Annotated in this window: 22 protein-coding genes; 12 read left to right on the forward strand and 10 right to left on the reverse strand. The window is 44.6% G+C overall.

What is annotated here, in order from left to right; translation table 11 throughout:
- The first annotated feature begins 419 nt into the window (after positions 1-419).
- From H8B19_RS06685 to H8B19_RS06700, 4 genes are all read left to right on the forward strand, one after another.
- Positions 420-1,541 (forward strand): DUF4236 domain-containing protein, encoded by a 1,122-nt coding sequence (locus H8B19_RS06685; protein ID WP_186506028.1) that lies wholly within the window; start codon positions 420-422, stop codon positions 1,539-1,541.
- 66 nt (positions 1,542-1,607) lie between these two features.
- Positions 1,608-2,009 carry a VOC family protein gene (locus H8B19_RS06690; protein ID WP_186506029.1) on the forward strand — a complete coding sequence of 134 codons (402 nt, stop codon included), beginning with the start codon at positions 1,608-1,610 and terminating at the stop codon, positions 2,007-2,009.
- Positions 2,010-2,029: 20 nt separating this feature from the next.
- Positions 2,030-2,584, forward strand: a complete 555-nt coding sequence (locus H8B19_RS06695) for an NADPH-dependent FMN reductase (RefSeq protein ID WP_186506030.1) — start codon at positions 2,030-2,032, stop codon at positions 2,582-2,584.
- A 150-nt stretch (positions 2,585-2,734) separates the two neighbouring features.
- The gene (locus H8B19_RS06700; protein WP_186506031.1) at positions 2,735-3,223 is read left to right on the forward strand and encodes a hypothetical protein; all 489 of its coding nucleotides are present in this window, start codon (positions 2,735-2,737) and stop codon (positions 3,221-3,223) included.
- 21 nt (positions 3,224-3,244) lie between these two features.
- On the opposite strand, the gene H8B19_RS06705 is transcribed toward H8B19_RS06700, so the two are convergent.
- Complete coding sequence (locus H8B19_RS06705; protein WP_186506032.1) at positions 3,245-4,138, reverse strand: LysR substrate-binding domain-containing protein; 894 nt, start codon at positions 4,136-4,138, stop codon at positions 3,245-3,247.
- Positions 4,139-4,240: 102 nt separating this feature from the next.
- Between H8B19_RS06705 and H8B19_RS06710 the strand changes: the two genes are divergently transcribed.
- Together H8B19_RS06710 and H8B19_RS06715 are read left to right on the forward strand one after the other, a co-directional pair.
- The gene (locus H8B19_RS06710) at positions 4,241-4,783 is read left to right on the forward strand and encodes a GNAT family N-acetyltransferase (protein ID WP_186506033.1); all 543 of its coding nucleotides are present in this window, start codon (positions 4,241-4,243) and stop codon (positions 4,781-4,783) included.
- A complete protein-coding gene (locus tag H8B19_RS06715; protein ID WP_186506034.1) occupies positions 4,783-5,376 on the forward strand; it encodes a pyridoxine/pyridoxamine 5'-phosphate oxidase in 594 nt (197 codons plus the stop codon). Before H8B19_RS06710 ends, H8B19_RS06715 begins: the two co-directional genes overlap by 1 nt.
- A gap of 52 nt (positions 5,377-5,428) precedes the next feature.
- Here the strand turns inward: H8B19_RS06715 and H8B19_RS06720 are convergent, their stop codons facing one another.
- Entirely contained in the window at positions 5,429-6,313 is an 885-nt protein-coding gene (locus H8B19_RS06720; RefSeq protein ID WP_186506035.1) for a LysR family transcriptional regulator, read from the reverse strand.
- A gap of 96 nt (positions 6,314-6,409) precedes the next feature.
- Between H8B19_RS06720 and H8B19_RS06725 the strand changes: the two genes are divergently transcribed.
- Entirely contained in the window at positions 6,410-7,363 is a 954-nt protein-coding gene (locus H8B19_RS06725) for a peptidyl-alpha-hydroxyglycine alpha-amidating lyase family protein (RefSeq protein ID WP_186506036.1), read from the forward strand.
- 149 nt (positions 7,364-7,512) lie between these two features.
- On the forward strand, positions 7,513-7,764 hold the full coding sequence (locus tag H8B19_RS06730) for a hypothetical protein (protein ID WP_186506037.1): 252 nt from the start codon (positions 7,513-7,515) through the stop codon (positions 7,762-7,764).
- Positions 7,765-7,822: 58 nt separating this feature from the next.
- On the opposite strand, the gene H8B19_RS06735 is transcribed toward H8B19_RS06730, so the two are convergent.
- The 4 genes from H8B19_RS06735 to H8B19_RS06750 form a co-directional block, all read right to left on the reverse strand.
- Positions 7,823-8,878, reverse strand: coding sequence for an NAD(P)H-dependent flavin oxidoreductase (locus tag H8B19_RS06735; RefSeq protein ID WP_338401504.1), 1,056 nt, complete (start codon positions 8,876-8,878; stop codon positions 7,823-7,825).
- 102 nt (positions 8,879-8,980) lie between these two features.
- Positions 8,981-9,760, reverse strand: coding sequence for an AraC family transcriptional regulator (locus tag H8B19_RS06740; RefSeq protein ID WP_186506038.1), 780 nt, complete (start codon positions 9,758-9,760; stop codon positions 8,981-8,983).
- A complete protein-coding gene (locus H8B19_RS06745; RefSeq protein WP_186506039.1) occupies positions 9,730-9,993 on the reverse strand; it encodes a DUF7709 family protein in 264 nt (87 codons plus the stop codon). Before H8B19_RS06745 ends, H8B19_RS06740 begins: the two co-directional genes overlap by 31 nt.
- Positions 9,994-10,119: 126 nt before the next feature.
- Positions 10,120-11,070 (reverse strand): glycosyltransferase family A protein, encoded by a 951-nt coding sequence (locus H8B19_RS06750; RefSeq protein ID WP_186506040.1) that lies wholly within the window; start codon positions 11,068-11,070, stop codon positions 10,120-10,122.
- Positions 11,071-11,290: 220 nt separating this feature from the next.
- On the opposite strand from H8B19_RS06750, the gene H8B19_RS06755 reads away from it, so the two are divergent.
- Genes H8B19_RS06755 through H8B19_RS06770 form a run of 4 tightly spaced genes read left to right on the forward strand, consistent with a single transcriptional unit; the run spans position 11,291 to position 15,238 of the window.
- Entirely contained in the window at positions 11,291-12,187 is an 897-nt protein-coding gene (locus tag H8B19_RS06755; protein ID WP_186506041.1) for a glycosyltransferase, read from the forward strand.
- Between the two features lie 2 nt (positions 12,188-12,189).
- On the forward strand, positions 12,190-13,143 hold the full coding sequence (locus H8B19_RS06760; RefSeq protein WP_186506042.1) for an NAD-dependent epimerase/dehydratase family protein: 954 nt from the start codon (positions 12,190-12,192) through the stop codon (positions 13,141-13,143).
- Entirely contained in the window at positions 13,136-14,440 is a 1,305-nt protein-coding gene (locus H8B19_RS06765; RefSeq protein ID WP_186506043.1) for a DUF4910 domain-containing protein, read from the forward strand. The genes H8B19_RS06760 and H8B19_RS06765 overlap by 8 nt, the downstream gene beginning before the upstream one ends.
- 24 nt (positions 14,441-14,464) lie before the next feature.
- Positions 14,465-15,238, forward strand: a complete 774-nt coding sequence (locus tag H8B19_RS06770; protein WP_186506044.1) for a sugar phosphate nucleotidyltransferase — start codon at positions 14,465-14,467, stop codon at positions 15,236-15,238.
- Here the strand turns inward: H8B19_RS06770 and H8B19_RS06775 are convergent.
- The 4 genes from H8B19_RS06775 to H8B19_RS06790 are packed head-to-tail and all read right to left on the reverse strand — an operon-like array spanning position 15,228 to position 18,714.
- Entirely contained in the window at positions 15,228-15,875 is a 648-nt protein-coding gene (locus H8B19_RS06775) for a PIG-L deacetylase family protein (RefSeq protein WP_186506045.1), read from the reverse strand. The genes H8B19_RS06770 and H8B19_RS06775 overlap by 11 nt on opposite strands.
- The gene (locus H8B19_RS06780; protein ID WP_186506046.1) at positions 15,875-16,438 is read right to left on the reverse strand and encodes a dTDP-4-dehydrorhamnose 3,5-epimerase family protein; all 564 of its coding nucleotides are present in this window, start codon (positions 16,436-16,438) and stop codon (positions 15,875-15,877) included. Before H8B19_RS06780 ends, H8B19_RS06775 begins: the two co-directional genes overlap by 1 nt.
- A complete protein-coding gene (locus H8B19_RS06785) occupies positions 16,435-17,472 on the reverse strand; it encodes an NAD-dependent epimerase/dehydratase family protein (RefSeq protein ID WP_186506047.1) in 1,038 nt (345 codons plus the stop codon). Before H8B19_RS06785 ends, H8B19_RS06780 begins: the two co-directional genes overlap by 4 nt.
- Positions 17,473-17,481: 9 nt before the next feature.
- On the reverse strand, positions 17,482-18,714 hold the full coding sequence (locus H8B19_RS06790) for a methyltransferase domain-containing protein (protein WP_338401506.1): 1,233 nt from the start codon (positions 18,712-18,714) through the stop codon (positions 17,482-17,484).
- Positions 18,715-18,787: the final 73 nt, after the last annotated feature.

Here is an 18,787-nt window from a genome sequence, read left to right on the forward strand (position 1 = left end):
AATTTGTAGGCATACAAGGATTAAGCATATGAAGCCGTGGACTAATTTATTGCCATTAGTATTTTTAGTTGGATGTACAACTGCAAATACAGTTTATGAAAGGGACGGCAAACAAGCGATACTAATTGAATGTGGCGCAGCAGTGTCATTCTCTGTGTGCCATGATCGAGCCAAGCAGGAATGCCCAAGTGGCTATACAACGTTATCTGAAAACGCTGGGTTCAATCGTAAAGAACTCAGAATTAGGTGTAATCCATAGCCATGCCTAACAAACAGCAGTACGAGAGCCAGGCAAAATACACCGGACAACAGGAATCAAAGGGGTCAGAGTTGTTGATATTATACCAAATCAATTACTCTGACCCTTTTGGTACTCAAGTGTTAGGCCAAGAATCTGAAATTTCTTTGCAGGAGGCAATATGGGGTTTTATTTAAGGAAAAGCATTAGCGTTGGTCCGTTTCGATTCAACCTATCTAAATCAGGAGTAGGTGTTTCTGCTGGTGTTAAAGGATTCAGAGTCGGAACTGGTCCTAGAGGAAATTATGTTCATATCGGAGCTAAAGGACTTTACTATAGAACAACCATAACTAGCCCAAGTCAACGTAAAGGTTCTCAGAACACAAATAAATATAGTCTCGACAGTGATCATGTTGTTTCGAACAGTTCTACACATGAGGTTTTAGAAGATATTGAGTCGGCTGATGTTAGCCAAATTGTGGATTCATCTTCTGAAGAACTATTACAGGAGCTAAATAGCAAAAAGAAAAAAAACAGCTTTTGGCCTTTTGTCTTAGCATTGTTCCTATTTTTAGTTATTGTTTCATTTCGCGTACCATGGCCTTTATGGGCCAGTATTAGCATCTGTGTAGTTGGCTCACTATTAACTGGCGTTACATATAGTCGAGACCTACTAAATAAAACCACAGTATTGTTTTACGATTTTGACTCAGAAATGGAGTCTGCTTACTCTTCATTTCTGTCTGCCGCAGAAAAATTACAATCATGCTCAAAGAAGTGGCATATCGCCGCCTCTGGTCGTGTTTTGGATAAAAAATATCATGCAGGGGCCAGTGACTTAGTAAACAGAAATGAGACAACTATTTCTATTTCTGAGCCTCCTTTACTCAAGACAAATATCAAGTCTGTTGCTATTGGAGTTGGTCGCCAAACATTACATTTTTTTCCTGATAGAGTATTTGTTTTTGATTCCAATGGCGTCGGCGCAGTTAACTACAACGATTTAAATTTGAACGTAGAAAGGCAGCAGTTTATTGAAGATGGTAGTGTGCCTCGAGATGCAGACGTTGTGGGTCAAACTTGGAAATATGTCAATAAGTCCGGGGGGCCAGACCGCCGATTTAGAGATAATCATCAAATTCCAGTGTGTCTATACGAAAACATTGCGTTCACTAGTAATAGTGGGCTCAACGAATTAATTCAGCTTTCTTCCTGTGGTAACGCTCAATTATTTCAAAAAGCTATCTCTAAGGTGTCTCAGAGTTTGCCTAATGAAATCTCTAATAGTGAAAGTGTTGCCTAACAAACACACGTATGTCCTGATCAAGAGAACAATTGGAGTCTGTGTCAATCAAATGAAAGAAAATAAATGAGCCTGTCATTGCATATCGATTTTAATGGAAATTGTCAGCAGGCGTTTGAATTCTATGCTGCGAATTTGCAGGGAAAAATCGGCACTATGTTGCAGGTAAAAGACTCACCCTTAGCGCAGCAGGAATCGAGTGAATGGCAGGATAAAATTGTGCATGCCAATATAAATATTCACAATATTGAGTTGGCCGGTGCTGATGTAAAGCCTAAGCAATATCACAAACCACGCGGGTTTTATTTGTTACTTGGATTAACTTCGGAGTCGGCGGTTAAGGATATATATAATAAGCTGGCAGAGCACGGTGAAGTCATTTTACCGCCGCAGAAAACATTCTGGTCACCTTGTTATGCGATTGTGACAGACCGTTTTGCTGTGCCATGGAAATTAAATTGCAGTTAAAGGATAAGTAAAAGATCATTATGAAATTACTCGCGATTTCCGGAAGTGCAAGACTAGCCTCGACCAATACTGCTTTGTTACAGGGACTGAAAAAGCGGGCTCCCGAAGGCGTTGAATTGCAGGTTTTTCAGCAATTACATTTACTGCCGGTTTTCTCACCTGATTTGGAAGGCGCGGAAACACCCGCCTCGGTTGAGGATTTCGTTGCGCTCGTTGCACAAGCTGATGGCATTATTATCTGCAGTCCTGAATATGTGCGGGCTATTCCAGGCGGTCTGAAAAATGCGATTGACTGGCTGGTCTCGCGCTTTGAAGTTATCGGAAAACCAGTGGTGTTGGCTCATGCATCTCATCGTGGTGATGATATGCTGGCGTCGCTGAGGCTGGTGCTATCAACCGTCAGTGAACAGTTTCAGGAGCAGATTTTTCTGAAAATACCGTTAGTTGGCAAGTCACCAGCAGATATTGAAACCTTGCTGCACTTACCTGAGAGTGAGTCGCAAATATCGGCGTTTTTAAACGCGTTTATTGAAGCTGTGAATCACTGCAATGTGCTGGAAACACAGGGTTTGTAATCTACTAAGCGAAATAGCTTTAGTTCTTTAAATACTCATGCCATTTTTTTGCCAAAACCAGTCTGCTACATGTTGCTATATCTTCAAAAACTAAACACCGTATACTGCTGTTTTTATTATTAAAAATCGCCATCAATTAAAAGGGTTAACATGAAAAAGGGACATGCGTTGTTTGCTGTGTCAGCGCTTTTAACCAGTCAGTTTGCTATGGCTAATGTTGTGGATTCTGGAGCAGAAATACGTGAACTGGTCGAGACATTCCGAATTAGTATTATCAACAAAGATAAGGCGGTGTTTAGCTCGTTATTTTTTAGCGACAACATTCCCTTTGTCGCGGTTTTTAGCGATGAAATGCTAAGTCAAAAGCGTCAGCAAAAACCAAATTATCCGGCGGTGGTCGATTTTGGCAAGTTTGGCCCGCCGGTCAAAATGTTGTCCGACGATGCAGAGCAGGAAGAAAAAATGTGGAATATTAAGGTGCAAACCGATGGTTACCTTGCCAGCGTGCACTTTGATTACAGCGACCATGAAAACGGTAAAAAGAAAGCCTTTGGTACTGAGTCATGGAGTTTGGTAAAGGTGGATACTGAGTGGAAAATTACCTCGGTTTCTTTCACCGTTACCGAAGTTACCGATTAACAACGTGACGGCGTGAAAGGACTAAAACATGCCTGTATCAGCAATATTGTGTTTTAGATGATCTAAAAACAATCTTGTTTTTTCGGGAATAAAATCCAGATTGGTATACAGGGCCACCAGGTCTGCTCTTGGTCCACTGAACTGGGGGACAACCCGTTGTAATAATCCCTGTTCCAGGTAGGTTTTCATAAAGATATTGGGTGCGAAGAACATGCCCGTTCCTGAAATCGCGTTTTGAAACAGCGCTTCAGTATTGTCCGATATAAAAACGGCTTTTTTCAGCTTGACCTTTTGACCATCGGATAAGGTGAAATAACCCTTGCGGTACATGGCAAGCGACAATACAAAAGGGCAGGCTTCCAGTTGCGTCATGGTTTCAACCTGACCAAAACGTTTTATAAAAGCGGGAGCTGCGTAAAAGCCTATCTCATAACTTGCCAGGCGAACCCGCCGAAAACTTAGCGAGTCAATTTCATAATTACTGGTGGTAATGGTGATGTCATTATTCGAGTTGGGCGGCGCACCAATGGGAAGCACGTCCAGTTCAACCTGAACATCGGGATAGGTGGCAAGAAATGCAGGCAAACAGCCACTGACGACTTTAGAGCCAATTAAAGTATTTGCGCCTATTCGAAGCCAGCCTTTAGGTTGATCGGTTAATTGCTGAAGCGACTGAATGGTGTCATCAATTTCAGTTAATAAATGCCGCATTTTTTGCGCGTACATTTTTCCACTGGTGGTTAAATTTACATTACGTGTTGTTCGTACCAGCAGGCTGCTATTCAACTGAGATTCCAGAAAACGCACTTTTTTACTGATATTGGACGCTGATACCCCCATTTTAGACGCAGCTGCACTAAAACTATTATGTTGAGCGACCAGTAAAAAGGCTTTGGTACAGTCCAGAAAATCCACAATTAATTCCATTTTGGAAAAAAAGCATTTCGATATTGTCTATTTATAAAATTATTTTCAAGTTTTAACATGATTTCAGTGAATTTAAGGACATAACTGCTTATGACTGCTCCCTTGTTAAACCCTGTTATTAAACTTTTGGACTTGAGTGATTATCGGGCGTTTTTTGATTTGATTGACAGTAACCGCGACAGGCTGCTGGATTTTTTTGCTGGTACCTGTAAGCGCACAAACAGTTTGGAAGACACCGAGCAATATTGCGTGGAGATAAAATACAAAATACAGCAACAGAGCTATTTCCCGTTTATGTTACAACGGCCCGATAGTGGTGAATTTATTGGTTTTATCGATATAAAAAACATTGATTGGCACACAAATACCGCAGAAGTTGGTTATTTTATTGATGGTAAGGCCGAAGGTGCAGGTTTGATGGTTCAGGCGGTGCAGCAAGTTTTTTTATGGTTAAGCCAGCATACCAGCTTAAAACACATTTATTGTCGGATACATGAATCCAATCAACGCAGCCTGGCGTTGGCGCAAAAACTCGGTTTTAAATTCGAGTGCATATTGCCCGGGAGCTACGTTAATTCACGTGGTGAAACAATTGATCTTAATAAATTTATAACTCACCTGAAGGAAGGTTAATGAGTAAAACCGTAACTGAAAATCCATTGGAAAAATTTAACCATTATTGGGACAAAGCGAAACAACACTCTCCGTTATCTCAGAAAAGTGCCGTCAATATTAGCACTGTTGATCCACAGGGTTTCCCACAAAGCCGGTTTGTTGATTTAAAAGAAGTGCATAAACAAGGGCTGGTATTTTGTACCCGTTTTGATTCCAGCAAGGGCAAAGACATTGAACTCAATAACAAAGTTGCGCTTACTGCGTGGTGGGACCATATCGGCATACAAATTCGGGTGAGTGGTGTTGCGCACAAAACCTCGGTACAAGCATCTGACCAATACTGGAATAGCCGCAGCCAAAGCGCCAGAGTTATCAGTATATTGTCGAAACAAAGCCATGTTTTAGATGATCCACACGCGTTGTATGAGCAAGTGGACAACGAACTGGCATCGAATCCCGGGCGGGAACTAGCAAGGCCGGATAACTGGGGCGGGTATTTAATTGAACCTGTTAAGGTCGAGTTTTTAACCTTTAAAAAATCGCGGCTTCACGTAAGAGAATTGTTTACTAAGACGCAACAAACCTGGTCATATTGTTTGTTACACCCTTAAAAGTTCAGCACTGTTATATCTGCAACAAAACTTGAGCTGATTCAGGTTTGATTCAGACCGTTTTTATAAACTCAATAAATGCTTTCACCTTTGGGGTATGTTGCATTTTGCCGTGATAAACCGCGTAAATATGTTGCTCACCCCAGTTATATTCCGGCAGCACCTGAACCAGTTTATGGTTTTTGAGTTCCTTCTCAATCTGGTAATCAAACAAACGCGCAATGCCCATGCCTTGCATACATAGTTGTTTTAAACTGCTGTAACTGTTGCAGGCAATATTACCTGTGGTGGTGACGGACAGGTGGTGTTTTCCCTTTGTGCAATCCCAGTTACTTAAGCGTTTATTGTGCTGAAAATGCAAGCAAGGCAGTTGTTCAAGTTGTTCGGGATTAATTGGTTGCGGCAGGTTGCAAATAAAATCCGGTGAGGCAACCAGAATACGTTTAGCTGACATTAATAACTTGCTGGTCAGGTTTGAATCTTCCAGATGGTGGCTGCTGCGCAGCGCAATATCGATTTGTTGGGATGGCAGAGGGACCAGATCATTAGTGAGCAACATGTCTATATTCAGTTTTGGGTATTGTTGGCAAAAAGCGGCTATATGCTGATTACTTAGATACTCGCCCACTGCCGGTGTGGCGGTAATGTGCAGTGTACCCTCAGGTTCGGCCTGATCATTGCGTATCGTCGCCAGCATTGCATCGATGCTGGCAAGTTGCTCTGTGGCCTGTTTATATAGTTTCAGGCCTGCATCGGATGTTTCCATCAAGCGTGTGGAACGATTTAACAAACGCTTATTCAGCAGAGATTCCAAACGCGATACTGCTTTGCTGATAGCGGGTGTTTGTACATGTAATTTTTCTGCTGCCTGCGTAAAACTGCCCTGTTCAACCACGGTACAAAATACTCTAAGCAAATAAATGAGTTCTTTATCCATTGTTTCTTTTTGGGAAAATATAACTTTCCATAAATGCTGTTATTTGGAAAGTATAATGCAGTCACAATGCTCGCCTCAACTATCGAGGAAAGTATTATGCAATTCAATAAATCAACACTTACGCTCATATCGGTGCGACATTCGTTGCTGTATCTATTGCTCAGTTTGTTATTGCTTGGCGTTAGCGCAATATCCCAGGCCGGTGTGGTAGACACCAACCGCGCTAAAATTATTAACCTGACTTTGCCTGACAACTGGTATTTAGGAGAAGTAGCCGGGCTGGAATTTACCCGCAATGGTGACATGGTGGTATTCAACCGGGGCTTGCATCCGTTACTGGTGTTCAGCAAAGAAGGGAAATTTAAGCGTGAATTAGGCTTAGGATTATTTAAGGTGCCCCATGGCTTATTTGTGGATAAACAGGATTATATCTGGACCACAGATCAGGAAACCCATCAGGTGCTTAAATTTGACCAACAGGGCAAAATTAAACTGATTTTAGGGCGAAAAGACTCCCCCGGTTCAGGCTGGTTTGATAACGGCTATCAGCTTAATTTATTCAATGCCCCCAGTGACGTGGCTCTGGACAGTAAGGGCAATATTTATGTGGCCGATGGTGATAACTATCGCATTGTGAAATTTGATCCAAGCGGTAATTTGCTATCGAGCTGGGGCGAAAAAGGGGAGACCGCAGGTAAATTTAATTTCCCGCACTCCTTGCTGTTTGATGCGGAAGATCGTTTGTATGTTACCGATCGTCAAAATGGCAGGATCCAGATTTTTAATACCGATGGTCAGTTTTTAACCCAGTGGAACGATATTGGTTACCCCTACGAGCTGGAGCGCTACGATGATAAAACTTTTATTATCACCGATGCTCGTAGTGGTGAAATCAATAAAATTAATTTGCAAGGTAAGGTGATAGAAAAGTTTGGCCGCTGGGGTAAAGGTTTGTCTGAGTTTGGTTTCCCACATGGTTTGGCGGTAGATAAAAGTGGTACTGTTTACGTGGGTGAATTACTTAACTGGCGGGTTCAGACTTACCACTAGAACATGAGTCTTTGTTAAAAAGCGGATTGCAAACACCTGTAGTTATTATGGCCTTTCATCCGCTAATTTGCTGTTTTTATTGTAAAAACATGTCAAGGTACTGATTGTTTAGTCCTGTTTTAACCTTATGAGCATTTAAGTAGGTGCAAATGGATTTGCTTACGCTTAATCCTTTAATTATGTTGTTGGCTTTCTCATTGGTGTCTTTCCGCAGATGGAAAAATCCGGTGAATAGCGAAGCCGTGTTTATGGTGTGTATGGGCTGGGCAGCTATTGCGGTGTTGAGTTTGTCAGGCGGCATCATGTTGTTTGTGGTTCGTGACTACGTAGTGGCCATTTTTTTATTGCTACTATCTCCGGCAGCGGCCTACGTGGCAACACGCTTTAGGGATTTAAATTAAGTTATCGCTACCTCGCTAATGTTAAAACCATAAGGCATTGTTCGTGCCTTGAAGCGGTTTAATCTGCTCGTGCCATTTGTGCTACCAGTTGTTTAACCAATTCGGCCGCAGGCATAGCTTGTGCCAGTGGTGCGCCTTGGCCTGCCCATTGTGCCGAATAACTATCGTCATTGTGTTGAATCGCTGTGGCTGCGAGTTTTTTGGCTGCGCTGTAGGCAATTGGATAATCGGCAATGTCGGGGCGGTTTAGGTCATCATCCAGATACAAACGATTAACCATTCCGCGTGCCGGGCGGCCAGATATGCAGCTGGTAAATTGCGTATTTGCCGCCGCCGGGCTTTGCAGTTTTTGCCGATAAGCAGAATTAGCAGCTGATTCAGGGCACAAAATAAAAGCGGTGCCTAGTTGTGCGCCCGCTACGCCCATTTGCATTAAACGCGTAATCTGTTGGCCTTGCATAATGCCACCTGCGGCGATAACCGGGATTGAACTAGCGGGTAATAGTTGGGTAAGTAGCTCATTAAGCGGCTGCATGGTATCTGGCTCGCTAGGATCAAACATGCCTCGGTGGCCTCCGGCTTCGGCACCTTGCGCTACCACTGCATCTACGCCAGCCTGTTCAGCGGCGCTCAGCTCGTTGATATTAGTTACGCAGGCCAGTACCACAATGCCAGCTTGTTGTAGTTGCTGAATATTGGCGACGGAGGCTAAACCAAAATGAAAACTGACTACTGAGGGTTTTAATTCAAGCAGCAGTTCCAACATAGCTGGAGACTCAACAAAACTAGCATAAGCCGCATTGATGGTGCTTGGAACTGGCAAATTTAAACGAGCAAAATGAGGGGCCAAATAGGCCAACCAGTTGGCTTCTTGCTCTCTATTGGCTACCGCGGGGCGATGACAAAACAAATTAACGTTAAACGGGCGTGAGGTTAATTGGCGGGTGGCCAATATCATCTCGCGTGCTTGTGTTAGCGAACTTGCGCCAATGCCAATTGAGCCGAGGGCGCCTGCATTACTGACTGCGGCCGCCAGCGTTGGGGTCGATACGCCCACCATCGGTGCTTGAATAATAGGATAGGTAATATTAAGTAATTGGCAGAGGGTTTTCACAAACTGGCTCCTCACGAGGGACAACGGCGAGATAGGAAGAACAGTTTACTCGCCTAAGTAGCGGATCTCCATCCGCAATCCTATTTGATTTTTATTGCAAATTTAGCTCTGCTGCTGATAAGCGCTCGGCGAGATGCCGAATTGTTTGTTGAAACTGTGGCTGAAAGAACTGTTGTTGTCGTATCCCAGTTCGAGTGCCACCTGTTTGACGCTGTGATGGGGCAGCAGCTGCAAGGCCAGCAACATTCTGGCCTGATGACACCAGGTCGCAAAAGGTAAACCGGTTTGTTTATGAAAGTGGCGAGCAAAGCTGCGCGCAGACATGGCCAGCTTTGCAGCCCAATGCTCTATCGGATAGCGTATGGCCGGATGGTTCAGAATCTCATCCGTCAGTTGCTGCATTGCGGGCGATTGTGGCATGGCTAAATGAAATTTTTGAGTGTCGGCTTGGGTTATTTCATTGATTGCCACCTGTGCCAGCGGTTGATAGTGCGCTAAGGGCAGTGTGTGATAGGCGTCTTGTAGTTTGTTAACAATTGCTAGTAATAATTCACTCACCTTAATAACCCGGATTTTATCACTTAGTCCGGTGCTTGCCTGATAACTGACATAAAGGCTCCAGCCGTTAAAAACACCAACAGAACTAACACCATGTGTACAATTAGGCGGAACCCAAACCGCATAACCGGCTGGCATAACCCATTGCTGTTGCTCGCTGGTAATCGCTAATGCTCCCGTTCGGGACGCAAAAAGCTGTCCTAGTTTATGATGATGAGGTGGGGTATTACGCGGCGAATCTTGCTGGACATTAACCACGCACAAATCTCTGTCACGATTCAGTAATACTGGGGTTACTGAATGTGAAATTCGTTGTATAGCCATTGCTGTAATTTGAGATCCTTCAGTTGGAAAAAATCAAATATGCCTAATGCTTTTAAAGCTGGAATGCTGTCACGAATTTCTTGTTCAAGTTCCGCTCGTTGGTACTGTGACATAGTGGGATCCAGCCAGTTGTTACAATTGAGCATAAATGCACCTATGGTGCCTTTTCGCACATTAACGCCATTGATTTGCGCAAAATTCTGGTTGTCTGGTAAAAGGTCCGACGGCTGCATAAATAGGTATCTCCTGTGATGAACTACAACTAGTTTTAATCAAGTCGGCTGGAGAAGCGATAGGCTGGTCTGCCATTGTGTATCGATACTTTGCCTTTGCAAGGTAGTAATCATAGAGCTTGTATCTTACTGGCTTTTTGAGGAACGCATTTTACGTATCTGATATACAGCCAGAGTGCGCATTGGTGTTTCCCGTCCGCGCCACACAAAACGTGAAGGCATAGGCGCCATTTTGTAAAGTTCTTCTACGGTTGGGGGAATATACAATAAGCCGCGATTGATCAAATTCAATAGCATTTGCATTTGTAATTCGCGCAAGGTGTAACGCCATTTTCGCCGCAGATAGGTTATACAATCGCGCCAGCGAAAAGGTGACAAGGAGCGGAAAGAAAACTCGGCGCGTCCATGAAATACACAACGTCGCCCCATATTTTCATAATAGGCATTACGCCACAGGTTGGTCGCAATCAGCCAGGAAACAAAAAAATCCTCACCAATAAATCCGACCGGAATACGCATTTGGCGTTGCTGAAGATAGCTAACAAAACTGCCTCGAAGTGCATAACAATTGCCAGCCAGCATACCGTTAAATACCATACGCTGACGCCATGCATCACGATCCCGGCCGGTGGCGGGCATCGCTCCGGCTGCTTCTGCGTAAGGGTTTTTGTTAAGCATTTCCTGCAACAAATCAAAGGTTGATGATGAAACCGTCACATCACCATCCATAAAAATAATTGCACTGTTTTCAGGAATCGATTTATCTGCCAGCAATTGGTGCACAAAAATATTCCAGGTGTTGGCTTTATCACCAACCGCGGTTTCCATTAAATACAGATTGCCGATATTTCCTTTAAAATTGTGTACCTGCTGAACAGTCTGGTCGGTACAGCCGTTGGCCAGTATAAACACCTTCGCATTGAGGTTTTGGGTCGCTCGTTCAATGCTGCGTAACGCACTGTGAATATTACGCGCTTCATTGTGTGCAAACAGGGCAATAAAGCATTCATCAGTCTGCGCTGTCTGGTTTAACCTTGTGAGTTGGTGCTGTTCAACTGGGCGAATATCCGCAGTCATGGATCGTCCTTATCACGCCTTGTTTATGGTACTAAATTGATGGATTAGCGGCCGATTGCATATTTTGCATAGACTAGCATGCAACCGATTTGTGGCGAAATTGTTTGAATAGCCAACTGCTTGATATTGAAGGTTTTCAGCAATGCTTGCCAGTGTCCTGCAGGCTGTTTACTATTTAGAGCATAACAATAATTAAGGTTATGGATAACGGGCCCTTAACGTGAGCCAAGGTCAAAGTACAAGTCAACCACTACTCAGCATTGGTCTGCCGGTTTATAACGGCGGAAAATGGCTGGCCGGTGCCGTGGAGTCGATGCTGGATCAGAGCTTTAGTGATTTTGAATTGCTGATTGTGGACAACGCTTCTACTGATAACACCGCTGATATTGCCCGGCATTACGCCGCAAAGGATAAGCGGGTTAAATATCACTGTAATCCGCATAATATCGGTTTGTATCGTAATTTTGATCGTGCTTTTGAATTGTCTTGTGGTCAGTACTTTAAATGGGCTGCGGATAGTGATTTTTGTTTACCGGGCTTTTTTGAGAAATGTATTGAGGTACTGGAACAACGGCCGGATGTGGTGCTGGCATACCCTCAGGCATTTTTGCTGATACGTGATCAAATGGGTGAAGAGGTCGCTTATGAGTATTTTGATGACTTTAATCTGGAAGATGAGCGCCCCTCCGAGCGTTTTATCAAATATCTTAACCGCGAAAAAATTAATAATGTCATGCACGGCATTATTCGCGTCTCTGCGTTAAAACAAACCAGTTTAATCCGGCCTTTGCCAGGCTCGGATATCAGCATGGTAGCCGAGCTCAGCTTATTAGGTAAGTTTGTGGAAGTGCATGAGCGTTTGTTTGTAAGACGCTTTGATGATGAAACCTCAAGCATGCTAATGAGTAAGAAAACCGCGGCTAAAAAAGATGTGCCGCTTGGTAATAGCATTCGTCAGCGGCTTGATTTGCACAGTTATCGTTTTTATAGCGCGCTGACATCTCCGATTTCTGTTACTGAAAAAATCCGTGTGTGTCTGTATTTACTTAGACGGGTTACCTGGTTGCGGCATAAAGTGATGCAACAACTGGTACGCAGTGCCATCCCGGGAAGATAGCCATGAATTCTATGGCGCGATACAAAAATAAACGGGTTTTGGTCACCGGGGCCAGTGGTTTTATTGGTGAACATCTGTGCCGCTATCTGGTTGAACAAGGCGCGCAGGTAATCGGTGTTTACCGCACTAATATGATTGATATCGCCGGGGTGAAAGGTGTCCGGACGGATTTAACTAATGAGAGTCAGGTTCACAATCTGGTTGAAGAGGTGAAACCTGAATTTGTATTTCATCTGGCCAGTGAAGTGCATGGTAAACGTGATGTGCAGTATGTGACTTCGACCCTGCATAATAATTTAGTCGCGACGGTTAATTTACTTACCGCACTTGAGCTGGCCGGAGGTTGTCAGCGAATTATTCTGGCGCAATCACAAGAGGAGATTTCCTCGTCAGGTGAGACTAATGGTTCACAGCCTGTTATTCCTTGTTCTCCTTATGCCGCTTCAAAAGTAGCGGCCACTGCTTATGGCAACATGTTTTACCAGCTATACCAGTTACCAGTGGTGATGGCGCGCATTTTTATGGTGTATGGACCGGGGCAAAAAGATCTGAGTAAGCTGGTGCCATACAGCATCTTGTGTTTGTTGAAAGGGAAATCACCTCTAATCAGCAGCGGTACACGTTTGGTGGACTGGATTTATGTGGAGGATGTGGTAACCGGGTTGCTGACCATGGGCCTGCAACATGGCATTGAGGGTAAAACTCTTGATTTAGGCAGTGGTGAAAGCCAGTCTATTCGCGGGGTGATCGAGCAGTTAATTGCAGTAGCAGATACTGAGATCACGGCTGAATTTGGCGCAGGTGCCGGGCGTAAACATGAAGTTGAACCGGTAGCTGATATTAAACACACCGCACAGTGGTTACATTGGCAACCACAGACAACTCTGTCACAAGGGCTGGCTAACACGGTCGGTTTTTATCGCCAACAACTTAGTGGGGGTTATGGCAATGAATGATAACCCACCATTTGCCCACGCCGATTTAGCTGCTGCGCAGCAGAAAATGCAGCAGCTTATGCTACAGCTTTACCCGATTTGCCGCAGTATTACCGGGCCGGGTGTTCGGGAATCTCTGGCGTTGTTGCAACAACATATTCCACTTGAGATAAAGTCGGTTGCCAGTGGCACCAAAGTGCTGGATTGGATTGTGCCCGACGAATGGCAAATTAATGATGCCTATATAAAAGATGCTAGTGGCAAGCGGGTGGTCGATTTTACGCAGCATAATTTGCATGTGATGAGTTACAGCCAGCCAGTTAACAGGGTCATGTCCCTGGACGAATTGCAGCCTCATTTACACTCAATACCCGGGCAGCCAGATTGGATCCCTTATAAAACCAGCTATTACCAAACTGACTGGGGATTTTGTTTAACACATAAGCAGCGGCAAAAGCTTAAACCGGGTCAATATGAGGTTTGCATTGATAGCAGTCTTAAACCCGGAGTTTTAAATTATGCTGAGTTGCTGATAAAAGGAAAATCGACGCAGGAAATCCTGATTTCCACTCATATTTGTCATCCGTCAATGGCCAATGACAACTTGTCTGGCGTCGTGGTCGCAACCGCATTAGCCAGTTACTTACAAAAAATAAATAAGTTGCATTATAGCTACCGGTTTGTGTTTGTTCCCGGCACAATCGGAGCAATTTGCTGGTTAGCACAACAAGGGGATAACCTCCGGCGTATTCAGCATGGACTGGTATTGTCCGGCTTAGGTGACAGCGGAACTTTAACCTATAAAAACAGCCGCAGTGCTGAAACCGCTATTGATAAAGTGATGGCGAAAGTTGTGCACGATTATCAGGGGAATACTGAGCCTTTTTCACCTTATGGCTATGATGAACGACAGTATTGTTCACCGGGTTTTAACTTGCCGGTGGGACGTTTGTCGCGCACGCCATTTGGCACCTATCCTGAATACCACACATCTGCAGACGACTTACAATTTGTAAAACCACAACAACTTGGAGGCGCGTTACAAGCTGTGATTAAAGGCTTGCAGCAACTGGAGTCGCAACCTTATTACATTAATTCACAGCCTTACGCCGAACCCTGTTTATCTAAATATGGATTGTATGATGATGACAAAGGCAAGCCTTTATCGCAAGCGGTGCGAATGGCTTTGCTTTGGGTACTGAATTTAGCCGATGGTCAGCATGATCTGGCTGAGATGGCAGAACAAAGTGGTTTAGCCTTGCATGATATTGAGCATGCCGCAGATAAGCTAAAACAGGTTGGATTGTTAAAGGAGTAACAAACAGGTGAGAAGGATAAAACAATGAAGGTGGTTTTATTTTGCGGTGGGTTAGGTACACGATTGCGTGAATATACCGATACAGTGCCCAAATCTATGGTGCCTGTTTGCGAAAAACCGATGTTATGGCATTTAATGCGCTACTACGCGCACTTTGGTCACAACCGGTTTATCTTATGTCTGGGTTACAAAGGCGATGTGATCCGTGACTATTTTACTCAGGGGGTGGAGGACGATTTTGTTGAACTGACCCGCCAGGGTGAAACTGTCGATATTTGCTGCGAAGATGGGACGACATTGCAGGTAAATTTGGTGGAAACGGGGGAAAACGCCAACATTGCTCAGCGACTGTTAGCGGTTAAGTCTTATCTGGCGGATTCTCCGGTATTTTTGGCTAACTATAGTGATGGACTGGCCGATTTACCCTTAGATCGTTATATCGATTATGTGCAATCACAAAACAAAACTGCGGCATTTGTAAGTGTCAAACCGACCAGTAGTTTTCATGCGGTGTCGTTTACTGCCGATGGTGTGGTTAAGCATATAAAACCAGCGAGCAAGGCGGGATTTTGGATTAACGGCGGTTTTTTTGTTTTTAAACAAGCCATATTTGATTATATGCAGGCCGGTGAAGAGCTGGTGGATGAGCCCTTTGACCGCTTAATTGAAAAGCAGCAATTACTGGCTTTTGCGCATGAGGGTTTTTGGGCGTGCATGGACACACCTAAAGATAAATTTGCCTTTGATGAGCGTTGTCGTCAGCAGGATATGCCGTGGCAGGTTTGGCTTAAGGATTAAACACCATTTTTCGCACATAAAAGGCTTCAGCGCAGTCGCTGTGACATTCCACCCCACGGATACGCATTAATGCCAGCAAGGTTTGTGGTTTAAACCAGCTTTTGCTTTGCTGGGTGACAAAGGTTTGGTAAATGTCGTCGGCTTTTTGACTGGCGTCCTCTTCGCTTACCGGCACCAGCAATTGCGGTTGTCCTAAATCACCATCCCATTTCACAATTTCGTATTCCCAGATATTGTTGTTGCGCCAGCTGTTCCAGCATAACTGATTAATAAACTGATGATCCTGATGTTTATCGTTAGCGCAGTGGGTAAGAATGAGATCGGGATTCACGCGCTGTTTTAACTCATCAAAATAGGCTTTCACCGCTTCACCTTGCCAGGGTAAATAGGCATCACGAAAATCCATTATCTCGAGCGTGACCTTTGTGGCGCCCTGGGTAAAACGCTCTGCGCCATTAATGGCTTCTTGCTCGCGTGCGCTGCCTTTGCCGGTTAATACTACCCAGTGAATGTGTAACTCAGGTTGCTGTTTTATCAGCTGACGAATGGTACAGCCTGCGCCAATCTCGATGTCATCAGGATGCGCGCCAATACACAGCAGTTGTTTAACCGATTGAGTGGAGAGTAATGACAGCATTAGTTTTCCTCGTTAAATAACTGTTGGCACAACACCGCATCAAAATCAGCATATTGGCTATCGCGCCCGGCAATCTGGCTTACTGGCAGCGGCCAGTTAATCGCAAAAGCGGGATCGTTATAACGAAAACCGCCGGCTAATTCAGGTGAAAATACATCGGTCATCATGTAATGCATCACCGCATTATCCGTGAGGGTTTGATAACCATGAGCAAATCCCGGCGGTACATACAGCGCGTTAAATTGTTGGCTATCGAGCTCAATGCTGATGTGTTGACAAAAGGTGTTGGAGCTAGGGCGACAATCAATAACTACATCCAGCACTTTGCCATGTTCGCAGCGGATCAGTTTGCCTTCTGTAGAGGGCGAGCGTTGAAAATGCATGCCACGCAAAGTACCCGCCAGCTTATTATGACAAACGCTGGTTTGTACAAACTCACTGGGTAGGCCATGTTGTTGAAAGGTTTGGCTACACCAAGTGCGCGCGAAAAAACCTCGTTCGTCACTGATGGGATCAATCTGAATTTCAACGGCACCGGCCAGTGCGGTGGGGATGATTTTCATGACTGGCTCCAGAACAGTCTGTCATCCAGTTGTCCGCTCTGGCGTAAATAGTTAAGTTGCTTTAAGCGGGTAAATGCGCGGAACTGGTAGGTATCTGCTGACATCTGTATGCGTTCAAAGCGTTGTTTTAATTCCTCTGCCCCGGCTTTGGTGGTCCAGCGTGTTTTATATCCGGGTAATTGTGTGGCGATTTTATCAAAACTGACTTTGTAGCTGCGGTTATCACCGCTCGGTTTGCCGGTAGATAATTCACAGCCAGTGAATACCTCAGCAATAATCGCGGCAATCTCACGAATACGATAATTTTCATCGCTGTTGCCCACATTAAAAATCTGACCATTAATGCTTTGTGCCGGTGCTTCTAAAGCGCAGCGAAATGCTTCACAAATATCTTCAATATGTACTATTGGTCGCCACGGGCTGCCGTCGCTGATCATGGCGATTTTTTGGGTGGTAAAGGCCAGTGCACATAAATCGTTTAATACAATATCAAAACGCATGCGCGGCGAGGGACCATAGGCGGTGGCATTGCGTAAACACACCACGCTAAAGTCATTATCAGCCAGCGGTTGTAAATCGCGCTCCACTAATGTTTTGCATTTGGCATAGGCGGTTTGTGGATTGACCGGTGAGTGTTCATCAACGATGTCGGTGACGGCAGCGCCATACACGCTGCAGGACGACGCATACACAAAACGCTCCACCCCGGCTTGTTTGGCGGCTTGTGCCAGTTGAATGGAGCCCTGGTGATTAATCTCAAAAGTGATATCCGGGTTTTGTTCACCGAGTGGATCATTAGATAACTCAGCTAAATGGATCACCGCATCAAAACCTTCAAGATCATCGGCACTGATATGGCGTAAATCTTTGCACAAGGTAAAAGGCAAAGTTGGTTGTTGCTGGTTATCCAGATACAAGGTGCCATCGCGATAAAAGCCGGTATCGAGTCCGGTGACCTGATGGCCATGTTGTATGAGCCACGCCGCCATGCGCGTGCCAATGTAACCTTCAGTGCCAGTAACAAAGACTTTCATTTTCAATCCTTAATCCAGCACGGTGGCAGTGGGCACAGGCAGCACAAACTTAGCGCCCCATTGTTTAATATCCTGCATCTGCTGAGTAATTTCTGTGGCCAGATTCCACGGTAAAATCAGTACATAATCGGGTTGTGTGGCAAAAATCTTATCCGGTGCATAAATGGGAATTCGTGTGCCGGGCGTATATTTGCCCTGTTTATGCGGGCTTCTGTCCACCGTGTAACTGAGTAAATCAGGTCCGATTCCACAATAATTGAGCAGGGTATTACCTTTGCCCGGCGCGCCATAACCCACCACTTTTTTGCCCTGTGCTTTTGCGTTAATTAAAAAACTCAGCAACTGGTTTTTGCATTGCTGTACCTGTTCGGCAAAGGTTAAGTAGGTGCTGAGTTCAGTTAATCCGGCTAGTTTTTCCTGTTTACGCAAGGCGTCCAGCGCTGCTGTTGTTTGCTGTTGAGCATTGTTATGACAGGCGTAAATACGCAGTGAACCACCGTGTGTGGCAAGTTGTTCAACATCAAAAATGCGCAGGCCATGTTTGGCAAAGGCTTTTTCTACTACCAACAATGACAAATAACAAAAATGCTCGTGGTAGATGGTATCAAACTGGCTTTGTTCAATAAGTTGCTGCAGATGCGGGAACTCCATGGTCAGCACGCCATCATCACTTAACATAGCGTGCAGACCCTGAATAAAATCAAGCAGGTTGGGCACATGAGCCAGCACATTGTTGCCAATTAATAAATCGGCTTTGCCGTGTTTGTCGGCTAATTGTTGGGCGGTATCTGCACCAAAAAACAGATTTTCGGTATTTATGCCCTTTTTGCGTGCAACTTCGGCGACATTTGTTGCAGGTTCGATACCAAAGCAAGGAATATCCTGTGTTACAAAATGCTGCAGCAAATAACCATCGTTACTGGCGATTTCCACGACCTGTGAATTAGCATCTAATCCCAGACGCTGAACAATGTTCTCGCAATATCGGTGCGCATGTTCAACCCAGCTATCTGAGTAAGATGAAAAATAAGGATAATCCTGATAAATCTCATCCGGTGAGACAAACTCATGCACTTGTACCAGTAAGCATTGCTCACATACATAAGCATGCAGCGGGTAAAACACTTCCGGTTGGTTGAGCTGCGACGGGGGGATAAAGGTTTCGCACAAAGGCGACATGCCTAAGTCAACAAAACTGTGTTTAAGCTTGTTGTTACACAAGCGGCATTTACCCAGCGTCACAAATCGCTCCTTTGATTAATTTCACACCAAGTAGAGTAAAGCTAAGGGCGTGAATTTAAAAGCTTTTATCCTT

The sequence above is a fragment of the Neptunicella marina genome (assembly GCF_014270035.1).
GTDB classification, from domain to species: domain Bacteria; phylum Pseudomonadota; class Gammaproteobacteria; order Enterobacterales; family Alteromonadaceae; genus Neptunicella; species Neptunicella marina.